The sequence below is a fragment of the Streptomyces sp. NPDC026538 genome (assembly GCF_055567535.1).
The window spans coordinates 20,738-34,726 of the sequence record NZ_JBVHQG010000011.1 but is presented as its reverse complement, the minus strand read 5'-3'; the positions used below and the strand labels follow the sequence as shown (position 1 = coordinate 34,726).

At 69.4% G+C, this 13,989-nt stretch carries 10 protein-coding genes; 7 read left to right on the top strand and 3 right to left on the bottom strand.

The window, feature by feature from the left end:
- Positions 1–63 precede the first annotated feature (63 nt).
- Both ACZ4N4_RS35295 and ACZ4N4_RS35290 read right to left on the bottom strand, forming a co-directional pair.
- A complete protein-coding gene (locus ACZ4N4_RS35295) occupies positions 64–2,118 on the bottom strand; it encodes a glycoside hydrolase family 31 protein (RefSeq protein ID WP_467596553.1) in 2,055 nt (684 codons plus the stop codon).
- 65 nt (positions 2,119–2,183) lie between these two features.
- Positions 2,184–3,197, bottom strand: a complete 1,014-nt coding sequence (locus tag ACZ4N4_RS35290; protein WP_467596550.1) for a LacI family DNA-binding transcriptional regulator — start codon at positions 3,195–3,197, stop codon at positions 2,184–2,186.
- 325 nt (positions 3,198–3,522) lie between these two features.
- Between ACZ4N4_RS35290 and ACZ4N4_RS35285 the strand changes: the two genes are divergently transcribed.
- Positions 3,523–5,457: an acyl-CoA dehydrogenase family protein gene (locus tag ACZ4N4_RS35285; RefSeq protein WP_467596547.1), complete on the top strand. Its 1,935-nt coding sequence runs from the start codon at positions 3,523–3,525 to the stop codon at positions 5,455–5,457.
- Position 5,458: 1 nt separating this feature from the next.
- On the opposite strand, the gene ACZ4N4_RS35280 is transcribed toward ACZ4N4_RS35285, so the two are convergent.
- The gene (locus tag ACZ4N4_RS35280; protein ID WP_467596544.1) at positions 5,459–5,917 is read right to left on the bottom strand and encodes a lamin tail domain-containing protein; all 459 of its coding nucleotides are present in this window, start codon (positions 5,915–5,917) and stop codon (positions 5,459–5,461) included.
- A 200-nt stretch (positions 5,918–6,117) separates the two neighbouring features.
- Here ACZ4N4_RS35280 and dxr point away from each other — a divergent pair, with 200 nt between their 5' ends.
- The 6 genes from dxr (at position 6,118) to ACZ4N4_RS35250 (ending at position 13,938) form a co-directional block, all read left to right on the top strand.
- Entirely contained in the window at positions 6,118–7,389 is a 1,272-nt protein-coding gene (gene dxr, locus ACZ4N4_RS35275) for a 1-deoxy-D-xylulose-5-phosphate reductoisomerase (protein ID WP_467596541.1), read from the top strand.
- Between the two features lie 8 nt (positions 7,390–7,397).
- The gene (locus tag ACZ4N4_RS35270) at positions 7,398–8,690 is read left to right on the top strand and encodes a M50 family metallopeptidase (RefSeq protein WP_467597042.1); all 1,293 of its coding nucleotides are present in this window, start codon (positions 7,398–7,400) and stop codon (positions 8,688–8,690) included.
- 182 nt (positions 8,691–8,872) lie between these two features.
- Positions 8,873–10,765, top strand: a complete 1,893-nt coding sequence (locus tag ACZ4N4_RS35265) for a recombinase family protein (RefSeq protein ID WP_467596538.1) — start codon at positions 8,873–8,875, stop codon at positions 10,763–10,765.
- A 233-nt stretch (positions 10,766–10,998) separates the two neighbouring features.
- On the top strand, positions 10,999–12,156 hold the full coding sequence (gene ispG, locus ACZ4N4_RS35260; RefSeq protein WP_467596535.1) for a flavodoxin-dependent (E)-4-hydroxy-3-methylbut-2-enyl-diphosphate synthase: 1,158 nt from the start codon (positions 10,999–11,001) through the stop codon (positions 12,154–12,156).
- A 246-nt stretch (positions 12,157–12,402) separates the two neighbouring features.
- On the top strand, positions 12,403–13,251 hold the full coding sequence (locus ACZ4N4_RS35255) for a GNAT family N-acetyltransferase (protein ID WP_467596532.1): 849 nt from the start codon (positions 12,403–12,405) through the stop codon (positions 13,249–13,251).
- A gap of 141 nt (positions 13,252–13,392) precedes the next feature.
- On the top strand, positions 13,393–13,938 hold the full coding sequence (locus tag ACZ4N4_RS35250) for a GNAT family N-acetyltransferase (protein WP_467596529.1): 546 nt from the start codon (positions 13,393–13,395) through the stop codon (positions 13,936–13,938).
- Positions 13,939–13,989: the final 51 nt, after the last annotated feature.

The window sequence follows — 13,989 nt, the reverse complement described above, 5'->3', positions numbered from 1 at the left end:
CAACTGCCCCACCACACCGTTGAGTTGAGACATTAACCGGCCGGTGACCGTGGCCTGCCGGAGCTACTCCGTGACCGGCAGCTCCGCCCCGTCCCGCAGGAACAGCGGGATACGATCCAGCGGCGCGTCCACCGTCACCGCCGTACCGCCCTCGTACGACTGACCGGTCCACGCGTCCGTCCACCAGGCGCCCGCCGGCAGATACGCCGTCCGGGCCCTGGCGCCCGCCGTCAGCACCGGTGCCACCAGGAGGTCCCGGCCGAACAGATAGGTGTCGTCGACCGTCCAGGCCGTCCGGTCCTGCGGGAACTCCAGGAACAGCGGCCGCATCACCGGCAGGCCCTCCTCGTGGGCCTCCCGCATGACCTGGAGGACGTAGGGCCTGAGGCGCTCGCGCAACCGCAGGTACTTCTCCAGGATCGCGCCGGCCTCCGCCCCGTACGACCAGACCTCGTTCGGGCCGCCCGTCATGTCCGGACCCAGCGGCATGCCCGGGTCGCGGAAGCCGTGCAGCCGCATCAGCGGGGAGAGGGCGCCGAACTGGAACCAGCGGACCATCACCTCGCGGTAGGCCGGGTCGTCCGGGTCGCCGCCGTGGAAGCCGCCGATGTCCGTGTTCCACCAGGGGATGCCGGACAGGGCGGTGTTGAGGCCGGCCGCGATCTGCCGGCGCAGGGTGGCGAAGTCGGTGCCGATGTCGCCGGACCACAGCGCGGCGCCGTAGCGCTGGCTGCCCGCCCATGCCGAACGGTTGAGGGTGACGACCTCCTCGCCCTGGGCCCGCAGGCCCTCGTAGAAGGTGCGGGAGTTCTCCGCGGGGTAGCTGTTGCCGACCTCCAGGCCCGGTCCCGTCCAGTAACGCAGGTTCTCCTGGAAGCCGGGCTTCAGCTCGGGCTCGCAGGCGTCCAGCCAGAACGCCGTGATGCCGTACGGATCGAGGTAGTTCTCCTTCACCCGGGACCACACGAAGGCGCGGGCGTCGGGGTTGGTGGCGTCGTAGAAGGCGACCTGCACGGTGGACGCCACCTCCTTGTCCGGCCAGTCGGCGTGCGCCATCGGACCGTACTGGGTGCCGATGAAGTAGCCGTGCTGCTCCATCGCCGGGTGGTTCTCGGACAGCGGGGAGACCGAGGGCCACACGCTCACCACCAGCTTGACGCCCAGCTCGGCGAGTTCGCGGACCATCGCGGCCGGGTCGGGCCACTCCTTCGGGTCGAACTTCCAGTCGCCGAGGTGGGTCCAGTGGAAGAAGTCGCAGACGATCGCCGAGAGGGGCAGCCCGCGCCGCTTGTACTCCCGGGCCACGGACAGGAGTTCGTCCTGGGTGCGGTAGCGCAGCTTGCACTGCCAGAAGCCCGCCGCCCACTCCGGCAGCATCGGCGAACGGCCGGTCACCGCACTGTAGTTGCGCTGCCCGTCGGCCGGATCGCCGGCGGTGATCCAGTAGTCGAGCTGGCGGGCCGAGTCGGCCACCCAGCGGGTGCCGTTGCCGGCGAGTTCGACGCGGCCGATGGCGGGGTTGTTCCACAGCAGGGTGTAGCCGCGGCTGGAGACCAGCACCGGGACCGAGACCTCGGCGTTGCGCTGGACCAGGTCCAGGACCAGGCCCTTCTGGTCCAGGCGCCCGTGCTGGTGCTGGCCCAGGCCGTACAGCCGCTCGTCCTCGTGGGCGGCGAACCGCTGCTCCAGCCGGTGGTGGCCGTTGCCCACCGCGGTGTAGAGACGCGAGCCGGGCCACCAGAAGTGGGCGCGCTGCTCGGCCAGGATCTCCGTGAGGTCGTCGGTGCGCAGGAACCGGACCAGGCCATCGGCGGACACCTCGACGGTGAGGCCGCCGACGGTCAGCCGCCCCTCGCCGTCGACGATCTTGACGGTCGACCCGGTGGGCGGCGGCTCGTCGAGCAGGGCGCCCGGCAGACCGTCGAGGACCGGACCGCCGAGCCGGGCACGTACCCGGACCGCGTCCGGCCCCCACGGCTCGATCCGCAGCGTCTCCTGACGGCCGGTCCACTCCAGGGCACCGTCCCGCTCACGGAACGTGCCGACGGTGGGGGAGGACTGCGCGAGGCTCACCTTGGGCGGTGCCCCGGCGGGCGGGATTTCGGCAGGCTGATTCACGAGGCGGGCTCCTGAATGAGTGCAGACATGGGGGTGCCCCGGAACGGCGGGGCACTGCGAAGGGGTCAGGACCCGGCGGGCGCCGGGCCCGTGCTCGCCCTTACCGTCAACTCGGGTGCGATCAGGACGACTTCGTCGCCACCCCGGCCGTCCAGCTTGGCGACCAGGTGCTCCACGGCGTACCGGCCCATCTCCTGCGCGGGGATGGCGACCGACGTCAGCCGTACCGAGGCCTGGACGGCGACCTGGTCCGGGCAGATCCCGACCACCGACACGTCCTCGGGCACGGCCCGGCCCTGCTGGCGCAGCAGCGCGAGCAGCGGCTCCACCGCGGACTCGTTCTGGACGACGAAGCCCGTGGTGCCCGGGCGCTCGTCGAAGATCCGGGCCAGCGTGACGGCCATCGCGTCGTATCCGCCCTCGCACGGCCGGTGCAGCACCCTGAGGCCCAACTCCCAGGCCCGGGACCGGAGTCCGTCGAGGGTGCGCTCGGCGAAGCCGGTGTGCCGCTCGTAGACCGCGGGGGCCTCGCCGATGACAGCGATGTCGTGGTGGCCGAGCTTGGCGAGGTGCTCCACGCACAGCGCCCCGGTCGCCCCGAAGTCGAGATCGACACAGGTCAGTCCGGTGGTGGAGGCGGGCAGTCCGATGAGCACGGAGGGCTGGTCGGTCCCCCGGAGCAGCGGCAGCCGTTCGTCCTCCAGTTCCACGTCCATCAGGATCATCGCGTCGGCCAGCCCGCTGCCGGTGACCCGGCGCACCGCGTCCGGCCCCTCCTCGCCGGTGAGCAGCAGGACGTCGTAGCCGTGCGTGCGGGCCGTGGTGGCCACCGCGATCGCGATCTCCATCATCACCGGCACGTACATGTCCGTACGCAGCGGGATCATGAGCGCGATGATGTTCGACCGGCTGCTGGCCAGGGCACGGGCACCCGCGTTCGGATGGTAGCCCAGCTCCCGGATGCTCTGTTCGACCCGCTGCCGGGTGGTGGTGGAGATGGACCGCTTGCCGCTGAGGACATAGCTCACCGTGCTCGCCGAGACTCCGGCGTGCTGGGCGACCTCGGCGAGGGTGACCATCCAGCTCTCCAAGTTTTGTGAAGCGCTTCGACAGTGCGCATTGCTGACAAGGGTGGGTGAGGGTGGTTCGACAGTAGCTTCAGTGGGGGTGGGTGTCCATAGGCTGTCGAAGCGCTTCGACAGCGAATTGACGGCGCACTCTCGCCGAACCGTCCCCCGGAAGAACCCCCCGATGCAACACCGCGGACCGCGTCGACGGGTCCGGGTGACCCGATCGGACCGCGAGGACTGGTGGGGGCGGCCCGTTTCGGGTACCAACGATCCAGTAGCACTGGTCGGTAACGAACGGTCCTCAACATCCCCTTTCGTGGCGAGGTGAGCCCCAATGTCCGCCCCCACCACCAAGAAACCCACCGTCACCGAGCGCGAGGCCCGTCAGGTGGCGGAGGCCGCCCGGGAACAGGACTGGCGCAAGCCCAGCTTCGCCAAGGAACTGTTCCTCGGGCGCTTCCGGCTCGACCTCATCCACCCGCACCCGCTCCCCGCGGACGAGGACGTGCGCCGCGGCGAGGAGTTCCTCGTCCGGCTCCGCGAGTTCTGCGAGACGAAGATCGACTCGGCCCGCATCGAGCGCGAGGCGCGCATCCCGGACGAGGTGATCGCCGGCCTCAAGGAGATCGGCGCCCTCGGCATGAAGATCGACACCAAGTACGGCGGCCTCGGCCTCACCCAGGTCTACTACAACAAGGCCCTCGCCCTGGTCGGCTCCGCGAACCCGGCGGTCGGCGCGCTGCTCTCCGCCCACCAGTCGATCGGCGTCCCGCAGCCGCTGAAGATCTTCGGCACCCAGGAGCAGAAGGACGCCTTCCTGCCGCGCTGCGCCCGCACCGACATCTCGGCGTTCCTCCTCACCGAGCCGGACGTCGGCTCGGACCCGGCGCGCCTGGCCACCACCGCCGTGCGGGACGGGGACGACTACGTCCTCGACGGGGTGAAGCTCTGGACCACCAACGGCGTGGTCGCCGACCTCCTCGTGGTCATGGCCCGCGTGCCCAGGACCGAGGGCGGCAAGGGCGGTATCACGGCCTTCGTCGTCGAGGCGGACTCGCCGGGCGTCACCGTCGAGAACCGCAACGCCTTCATGGGCCTGCGCGGCCTCGAGAACGGCGTCACCCGCTTCCACCAGGTCCGGGTCCCGGCGGCCAACCGCATCGGCCCCGAGGGCGCGGGTCTGAAGATCGCCCTCACCACCCTCAACACCGGCCGGCTCTCGCTCCCCGCGATGTGCGTGGGCGCGGGCAAGTGGTGTCTCAAGATCGCCCGCGAGTGGTCGGCCGCCCGCGAGCAGTGGGGCAAGCCGGTCGCGCTGCACGAGGCGGTCGGCTCCAAGATCAGCTTCATCGCGGCGACCACCTTCGCCCTGGAGGCGGTCGTCGACCTGTCCTCCCAGATGGCCGACGAGAGCCGTAACGACATCCGCATCGAGGCCGCCCTCGCCAAGCTCTACGGCTCCGAGATGGGCTGTCTGATGGCGGACGAGCTGGTCCAGATCCGCGGCGGCCGCGGCTTCGAGACGGCGGAGTCCCTCGCGGCACGCGGCGAACGCGCCGTCCCCGCCGAACAGCTCCTGCGCGACCTGCGCATCAACCGCATCTTCGAGGGCTCCACGGAGATCATGCACCTGCTGATCGCGCGCGAGGCGGTGGACGCCCACCTGTCGGTCGCGGGCGACCTCATCGACCCCGAGAAGTCCCTCCAGGACAAGGCGAAGGCGGGCGCGAACGCGGGCGTCTTCTACGCCAAGTGGCTGCCGAAGCTGGTCGCGGGTCCGGGCCAGCTCCCGACGTCGTACGCCGACTTCAAACACGGCGTGGACCTCTCCCCGCATCTGCGCTACGTCGAGCGGCACTCCCGCAAGCTCGCCCGGTCCACCTTCTACGCCATGTCCCGCTGGCAGGGCCGGATGGAGACCAAGCAGGGCTTCCTGGGCCGCATCGTGGACATCGGCGCCGAGCTGTTCGCGATGAGCGCGGCCTGCGTCCGCGCCGAACTGCTGCGCAGCCAGGGCGACCACGGCCGCGAGGCGTACCAGCTCGCCGACGCGTTCTGCCGGCAGGCCCGGGTCCGCGTCGACGAGCTGTTCACCCGCCTCTGGTCGAACACCGACGACCTGGACCGCAAGGTCGTCAAGGGCGTTCTCGGCGGCTCCTACGAGTGGCTGGAGCGGGGGATCGTCGACCCGTCGGGCGAGGGCCCGTGGATCGCCGACGCGACCCCCGGACCGTCGCAGCGCGAGAACGTCCGCCGCCCGCTGAAGTAGGTCAGCAGTACTTGTCGCTCGGATCCCGCGTCGTCCAGGAGCAGGAGTCGACCTTGCTGCCGGTCGCCTTGGTCAGCGTCGCCGTGTCGCTGGTGTTGTTCCACACGTAGGCGCCACGGTTCTGGAACTTGTCCGACGCGGTGTCCGTGCCCCGGCCGGTGTGCACCTTCATCGTCTTGTGGGCGCCGATCTTGATGTTCTTGAAGACGTAGCGGTGGTTGGAGGCGTCCTTCAGGACCCAGCCCTTGATCGAGACGGCCGAGCCGCCGGTGTTCTTGATCTGCACCCACTCGCCGTTGAGGCTCCCGTTGGAGCGGTTGTCGCTGCCCGGGCTGTCGAACCACACGTGGTAGATGGTCACGCCGCCGGCGGCCTGCGCCGGGGTGCTGAGCAGGGTGCCGGTGAGCAGCGCGGCGCCCGCGAGCGCGGGCAGGGCAGCACGTATACGCACAGTACGCATGGAGAGATCCCCCCTGGATCCGGATCCGGATGTCTTCCGGTCGGGCCGGTCGTCCACCGGCCAGACAGAAGTGTTATCACATGATCTTCACGTGAACCTCACAAAGGGAATTCCGCTTCATAGGGCGCCAAGGACTGATAAGGCACCCGCGTGAGGGACGCGCTGTCCTCCGGGCCCCCGGTTGCGGCAACAATGGGGGGATGACCGACAGTCCTGCCAGTCCGGCCCCCCTCGCCGACCCGCACCTGGTGTACGACCCGCTCGCGGGCGACGGCCCCAAGGGCGTGGTGATCCTCGGCTCCACCGGATCCATCGGCACCCAGGCCATCGACCTCGTCCTGCGCCACCCCGACCGCTTCCGGGTCACCGCCCTGTCCGCCAACGGCGGCCGGGTCGCCCTCCTCGCCGAGCAGGCGCACCGGCTGCGGGTACGGACCGTCGCCGTCGCCCGCGAGGACGTCGTACCGGCGCTGCGCGAGGCACTGACGGGGCTCTACGGAACCGGTGAACCGCTCCCCGAGATCCTCGCCGGGCCCGACGCGGCCACCCAGGTCGCCGCGTCCGACTGCCACACCGTCCTCAACGGCATCACCGGCTCCATCGGCCTCGCGCCGACCCTCGCCGCCCTGGAGGCGGGCCGCACCCTCGCGCTCGCCAACAAGGAGTCGCTGATCGTCGGGGGCCCCCTGGTCAAGGCGCTGGCCAAGCCCGGCCAGATCATCCCGGTCGACTCCGAACACGCGGCGCTCTTCCAGTCGCTGGCCGCGGGGACGCGGGCCGACGTCCGCAAACTGGTCGTCACGGCGTCCGGGGGGCCCTTCCGGGGGCGCACCAAGGCCGACCTGGCCCGGGTGACCGTCGACGAAGCGCTCGCCCACCCCACCTGGGCGATGGGACCGGTCATCACGATCAACTCCGCCACCCTGGTCAACAAGGGACTGGAAGTCATCGAGGCGCACCTCCTCTACGACATTCCCTTCGATCGGATTGAGGTGGTCGTGCACCCGCAGTCGTATGTCCACTCGATGGTCGAGTTCACGGATGGATCCACGATCGCGCAGGCGACGCCCCCCGACATGCGAGGGCCGATCGCCATCGGTCTCGGCTGGCCCGAACGGGTCCCGGACGCGGCCCCGGCCTTCGACTGGAGCAAGGCCTCCACCTGGGAGTTCTTCCCGCTGGACAACGAGGCCTTCCCCTCCGTGAACCTCGCCCGGCACGTCGGCGAGCTCGCGGGCACCGCCCCGGCGGTGTTCAATGCGGCCAACGAGGAATGCGTCGAGGCGTTCCGGAGCGGTCTGCTGCCCTTCAACGGGATCATGGATACCGTCACCCGGGTCGTCGAGGAACACGGCACTCCTCGTACGGGAACTTCGCTCACCGTGCCGGACGTACTCGAAGCGGAGACCTGGGCACGGGCCCGGGCCCGGGAACTGACAGCACAGACGGCGACCGCGGAGGCGCGTGCATGACAGCCCTGATGATGATCCTCGGCATAGTCGTCTTCGTGATCGGCCTGCTGGTCTCGATCGCCTGGCACGAGCTGGGGCATCTCTCCACCGCCAAGCTCTTCGGCATCCGCGTCCCGCAGTACATGGTCGGCTTCGGCCCGACCGTCTGGTCGCGGCGCAAGGGCGAGACCGAGTACGGCTTCAAGGCCATCCCGGCCGGCGGCTACATCCGCATGATCGGCATGTTCCCGCCGGGCGCCGACGGCCGTATCACCGCGCGCTCCACCTCCCCCTGGCGCAGCATGATCGAGGACGCCCGCTCGGCCGCCTTCGAGGAGCTCCAGCCCGGCGACGAGACCCGCCTCTTCTACACGCGCGCTCCCTGGAAGCGCGTGATCGTGATGTTCGCGGGCCCCTTCATGAACCTGATCCTCGCGGTGGCCCTGTTCCTGACGGTCCTGATGGGCTTCGGTATCAGCCAGCAGACCACCACCGTCAGCTCGGTCTCCCAGTGCGTGATCGCCCAGAGCGAGAACCGCGACACCTGCAAGAAGACCGACGCGGCCTCCCCGGCCGCCGCCGCGGGTCTGAAGGCCGGTGACAAGATCGTCTCCTTCGACGGGGTGCGGACCACCAGCTGGAACCAGCTCTCCGACCTGATCCGCGCCACCCCCGGCAAGGACGTCGTGGTCGTCGTCGACCGCAAGGGCCAGGACGTCACCCTGCACGCGAAGATCGCCAGCAACCAGGTCGCCAAGAAGGACTCCAGCGGTCAGATCGTCCAGGGCCAGTACGTCACCGCCGGCTTCCTCGGCTTCAGCGCCGCCACCGGCATCGTCCGCCAGGACCTCGGCCAGTCGGTGACGTGGATGGGCGACCGGCTCGGCGAGGCCGTCGACTCCATCGCGGGCCTGCCCGGGAAGATCCCGGCCCTGTGGGACGCGGCCTTCGACGGCGCCCCCCGGCAGCCGGACTCCCCGATGGGCGTGGTCGGCGCGGCACGGGTCGGCGGCGAGATCTTCACGCTCGACATCCCGCCCACCCAGCAGCTGGCCATGGCCCTGATGCTGGTGGCCGGATTCAACCTCTCGCTGTTCCTCTTCAACATGCTCCCGCTGCTCCCGCTGGACGGCGGCCACATCGCGGGCGCCCTGTGGGAGTCGCTGCGCCGGAACCTGGCGAAGGTACTGCGCCGCCCGGACCCCGGTCCCTTCGACGTGGCGAAGCTGATGCCGGTGGCCTACGTGGTGGCGGGCGTGTTCATCTGCTTCACGGTTCTCGTGCTCATTGCAGATGTCGTCAATCCGGTCAAAATCAGCTAGCTAACAAGCAATTCCTGTCGCTCTGGCCAGGTCGCGCTCTTCACTCGCCTAACTCTGACGAGTGAAGAGCGCGGCTTTTTTGTGCGACGCGTACGGGGTCCTTCGTACGTTCTTGCTGTTCATGGGTGACCCCAGCGGTGCGGCAACACCCTGGGGTCTGGCCAGTCTGGAAAGGGACTGACATGCAGCAAGGTACTGTGCCGCGCGCAGATGACAAGGCCGCTGAGGCGGAGACCTTGGATGTGGCGGCGTACATGAGGGTCTCCACCGTGGAACAGATGGGGAAGTACGGAATTCCGGCCCAGGCACGTGTCATCCGTGAGTTCGTGGCACAGCATTCTTCGTGGCGTCTGGTGGAGTCTCGTGAGGACATCGGTGCATCAGGCTCGAAGGATTCGCGCCCGGGGCTGAACGCGCTCCTCGATGACATCACTCGAGGGCGGGTGCAACTCGTCCTGGTGCACCACCTCGACCGTCTTGGGCGGACAGAGGGCGCGATCTGGCGTTGTCTGTGGCGGATCGAGGACGCCGGAGCGAGGGTGGAGTGTTGTTCCCAAGTTCTGCTTGAACCCGGTCTCGACAGGTGGCTCACGATCGACCGTCTCGCGCGGGAGGTAGAGGCCGACTACGGGCGCATCGTGAGCCGTACGCAGGCGGGTCGGCAGCTCAAGGCGATCGACGGCGGATGGCCGGGTGGTCCGCCTCCCTACGGCTACAAGATCAACGGGAAAGGTGCCTTCGGCTCGACCCTCGAAGTGGACCCGGATGAAGCAGACGTGGTGAAGCTCCTGGCCGACCTCGTGACCGAGGGCGGGCGTACCCTCGCGGATCTTGCGGCGGAGCTGAACGGTCGTGGAATCCGGACCCGGAACGGCAAGTGCTGGACCGCCGTGAACATTCACAAACGACTGCGAAGCGCGGCATTCGTCGGGGAGGTGGTTTTTCGGCGCCCCGATCGGCAATGGGGCGACCACTCCACCAGGCTCGGTGATGACGGACGTCCCCTGCACGGCGAGCCCGTGGTGATCCCGCTGCCCGCGATTCTCACGCCTGAACGGATGGGTGCCTTTCGAGAGGCGTTGGCCGCGCTGAGTCGACAGCGTAGGAACCCTGTCCGGGAGTACCCGCTCACCGGACGGATCCGAGGGAGATGTGGGCGTCCGTATATCGGGTGCTTCCGCAGCAAGGACAGAACAAGGACCTATCGCTGTTCGGGATGGAACACGGCCGACTCCTGCGGATGTGTCTTTCTGTCCGCTGATCACGTCGAGGAAGAAGTGGCGCGGCACGTCAACGCTCAGTTGGCCGCGATGCCGTTGCACCGAAGGCCGGCGCTGCCCCTTTCCGGTGAGGCGGGGGTGCAGCTGGTTCGGCACCTTGACCGGGTGACATCGCTGGAACGACTCGTTGCCCAGCGCGTGGAGGCACTCGATGAGTTGCGATGCCAGACGCAGAACAGCCGTGTCGTCGCCGCTGCGACGCGGCAGCTCGAATCGGAGCAGAGGGCCTTCGAACGGATCCTGGCCCACGCGCGGGACTGGTTGAGGGAACTGGAAGAGCTGTGCGCCAGGGAGGCCCGGTTTTCGGCTGCTCTGGGGGCGGCCGCTCCGGACATCCGGTCCCTCCCCGCCTCGGAGCTGCGCCGCCTGATCGAGGTGGCCGGGGTGGAGGTGGACATCATGGACGCGGAGTTTCGGTATCGAGAGGGAACGAAGTGCTTGACCGTCCGCTGGCATGAAGGCACAGGGACGCTCGTTCCTCCCGACCCCGCTGACAGCCAGTGGCGCCGCATCGAAGAGCTGCTCCGCTCCAGCTACCGGGCGCATCACTTTCGCTCCCCGATGGATCTGCGAGCGGCCTTCACCGGGATGCTGCACCGTCTACGCACAGGCATCCTCTGGCGTGATCTTCCCGAGCGGTTCGGCGACCCGGAGAAGGTCCGAGCGCGGCAGCGCACCTGGTTGGCGGACGGCGTATGGCGGGAGATCGTGAAGCTCCTGAACGAGGAGGGAGCGGGCACACCGGCCCTGAGCTACGCGTCAGGCCCCAGGCTGGCCATCCGTACCCGGCTCTGAACCCGAGGGCTCTCGAGGCTCTGAGGGTGGCCGAACCTGGTTAACCCCGTGAAAATCTCGTAGCCATACGGCGTTCGAAGCGGCCCGGAACACTGTGTTCCGGGCCGCTTCCATTGAGTGGGTTTACCGGTAGGGGATGTGCTGGCGCCTGGCCCGGTGCCGTAATCTCGGAGTCTGGAACCGGCTTTCGACGGGACCTGGACCTAGATCCACGACTTGGGGTTGCACAGCAGATGACTGCGATTTCTCTCGGCATGCCGTCCGTTCCGACCAAGCTCGCCGAGCGCCGGAAGAGCCGGCAGATCCAGGTCGGCTCCGTGGCTGTCGGCGGAGACGCCCCGGTCTCGGTCCAGTCGATGACCACGACCCGTACGTCGGACATCGGCGCCACCCTCCAGCAGATCGCCGAGCTGACCGCGTCCGGCTGCCAGATCGTGCGCGTCGCCTGCCCCACCCAGGACGACGCCGACGCCCTCGCCACCATCGCCAGGAAGTCCCAGCTCCCCGTCATCGCGGACATCCACTTCCAGCCCAAGTACGTCTTCGCGGCCATCGAGGCCGGCTGCGCCGCGGTCCGGGTCAACCCCGGCAACATCAAGCAGTTCGACGACAAGGTCAAGGAGATCGCGGCGGCCGCGAAGGACCACGGCACCCCGATCCGCATCGGCGTCAACGCCGGCTCCCTGGACCGCCGGCTGCTGCAGAAGTACGGCAAGGCGACCCCCGAGGCCCTGGTCGAGTCGGCCCTGTGGGAGGCGTCCCTCTTCGAGGAGCACGACTTCCGGGACATCAAGATCTCCGTCAAGCACAACGACCCGGTCGTGATGATCGAGGCCTACCGGCAGCTGGCCGCCCAGTGCGACTACCCGCTGCACCTCGGCGTCACGGAGGCCGGGCCGGCCTTCCAGGGCACGATCAAGTCGGCGGTCGCCTTCGGCGCGCTGCTCTCCCAGGGCATCGGCGACACCATCCGGGTCTCCCTGTCGGCTCCTCCGGTCGAGGAGGTCAAGGTCGGCAACCAGATCCTGGAGTCCCTGAACCTCAAGCAGCGCGGCCTGGAGATCGTCTCCTGCCCGTCCTGCGGCCGCGCCCAGGTCGACGTCTACAAGCTGGCCGAGGAGGTCACGGCGGGCCTGACCGGCATGGAGGTCCCGCTGCGCGTCGCCGTCATGGGCTGCGTCGTGAACGGCCCCGGCGAGGCCCGCGAGGCCGACCTCGGCGTCGCCTCCGGCAACGGCAAGGGCCAGATCTTCGTCAAGGGCGAGGTCATCAAGACCGTGCCCGAGTCGAAGATCGTGGAGACCCTCATCGAGGAGGCCATGAAGCTGGCCGAACAGATGGAGGCGGAGGGCGTGGCGTCGGGCGAGCCGTCGATCTCCGTCGCCGAATGACCTGAGCGCCCCGCAAGGGGCGCGGGGACTGCGCGATCACCCCGTACGTCCTGCACCCGCGCCCCCGCAAGGCCCCTGCGAGCTGGTGGGCGCCCCCAAGCAGGGGTCCGGGGCGACAGCCCCCGGCGAGGGGACCGCGGGCGACGGTACGGCAAGGCCGGCGGTCACCCACACGGGGCGGCACCGCCAAGCTTCCGCAGGTACAGTGCGGAGATCAGCAGAACCCCTCAGCGTGAGGCTCCGCACGTGTTGACGCAGACCACCTCTCGGGTGCTCGAACCGAGCGACCTGGACGCCGCGCTCGCCGTACTCGACCGCGAGCCGGTCACGAACGCCTTCGTGACCTCCCGCGTCCAAGTGGCCGGCCTCGATCCCTGGCGCCTGGGCGGCGAGATGTGGGGCTGGTACGAGGACGGCATGCTCACGTCCCTCTGCTACGCCGGCGCCAACCTGGTCCCGATCTGTGCCACCCCGCGCGCGGTCCGCGCGTTCGCCGACCGCGCCCGCCGGGCCGGCCGCCGCTGTTCCTCGATCGTCGGGCCCAGCGAGGCCACCGCCCAGTTGTGGCGCCTCCTCGAACCGCACTGGGGCCCGGCCCGCGAGGTCCGCGCCCACCAGCCCCTGATGGTCACCGAGCGGATGCCCGCCGGCATCGCCCCGGATCCGTACGTCCGCCGCATCCGCAAGGACGAGATGGAGACGATCATGCCGGCGTGCGTGGCGATGTTCACCGAGGAGGTGGGCGTCTCCCCGCTGGCCGGCGACGGCGGCCTCCTCTACCAGGCGCGGGTCGCCGAACTCGTCGGCTCCGGCCGCTCCTTCGCCCGGCTCGACGACAACGGCCGGGTGGTCTTCAAGGCGGAGATCGGCGCGGCGACCTCGGCGGCCTGCCAGATCCAGGGCGTGTGGGTGGCCCCCGAGTACCGGGGCATGGGCCTGGCGGCCCCCGGCATGGCGGCGGTGCTGCGCTACGCGCTGGCCGACGTGGCCCCGGTGGTCAGCCTCTACGTCAACGACTTCAACACGGCGGCGCGAAGGACGTATCTGCGGGTGGGCTTCCAGGAGGTAGGAGCCTTCATGAGCGTGCTGTTCTGACAGTTCGTTTTCGGCAGCCGTCACGAGCTCCTTTCTGACAGCCGTCACGAGCAGCCGACCCGGGGGCGCGCGGAACTGCGCGAGCGACCACAACGCACTCGCACCCGGCCGACAGCGCTCCGTCCCCTGTACCCTCCCCCCATGGACCTCGTGATCGGCCCCCTGGACCTCTCCTCCCACGTGGACGAGGCCCTGGCAGTCCAAGCGATCGCCTTCGGCCTGGGCCCCGACGAGGTAGCCGTACGCCGTCAGATCGTCGTCCGCCACATGCAGTACCCCGGCGCCAGAGCCCTCGGCGCGACCGCCGACGGTCTGCTCGTCGGCTTCGTCTACGGCATGCCGAACAGCCGCACCCACTGGTGGTCCACCGTCGTGGAGCCCTACCTGCGCGCCCAGGGCCACGCCGGCTGGCTCGACGACTCCTTCGTGATCACCGAACTGCATGTGCACCCGCGTCACCAGAACCGCGGCATCGGCCGCCGGCTGATCACCACGATCACCGACGGTACCGACGAGCCCCGCTCGATCCTCTCCGCGATCGACACCGACAGTCCGGCCCGCGGCCTCTACCACTCCCTCGGGTATGTGGATCTCGCCCGCCAGGTCCACTTCCCGAGTGCGCCGAGGCCGTACGCCGTGATGGGCGCCCCCCTGCCGCTGCGCCGCAGGGGTACCGAACGCCCTTAACCGATTTCCACCGGCACAGCGAGCCCGGCTAACCTCCTAGCCATCACCCTT

Coding starts and splice junctions, on each gene's coding strand:
- ACZ4N4_RS35280 (WP_467596544.1), bottom strand. CDS start 5,917: ATGCGTACTGTGCGTATACGTGCTGCCCTGCCCGCGCTCGCGGGCGCC.
- ACZ4N4_RS35250 (WP_467596529.1), top strand. CDS start 13,393: ATGGACCTCGTGATCGGCCCCCTGGACCTCTCCTCCCACGTGGACGAG.
- ACZ4N4_RS35270 (WP_467597042.1), top strand. CDS start 7,398: ATGATGATCCTCGGCATAGTCGTCTTCGTGATCGGCCTGCTGGTCTCG.
- dxr (WP_467596541.1), top strand. CDS start 6,118: ATGACCGACAGTCCTGCCAGTCCGGCCCCCCTCGCCGACCCGCACCTG.
- ispG (WP_467596535.1), top strand. CDS start 10,999: ATGACTGCGATTTCTCTCGGCATGCCGTCCGTTCCGACCAAGCTCGCC.
- ACZ4N4_RS35285 (WP_467596547.1), top strand. CDS start 3,523: ATGTCCGCCCCCACCACCAAGAAACCCACCGTCACCGAGCGCGAGGCC.
- ACZ4N4_RS35290 (WP_467596550.1), bottom strand. CDS start 3,197: ATGGTCACCCTCGCCGAGGTCGCCCAGCACGCCGGAGTCTCGGCGAGC.
- ACZ4N4_RS35265 (WP_467596538.1), top strand. CDS start 8,873: ATGCAGCAAGGTACTGTGCCGCGCGCAGATGACAAGGCCGCTGAGGCG.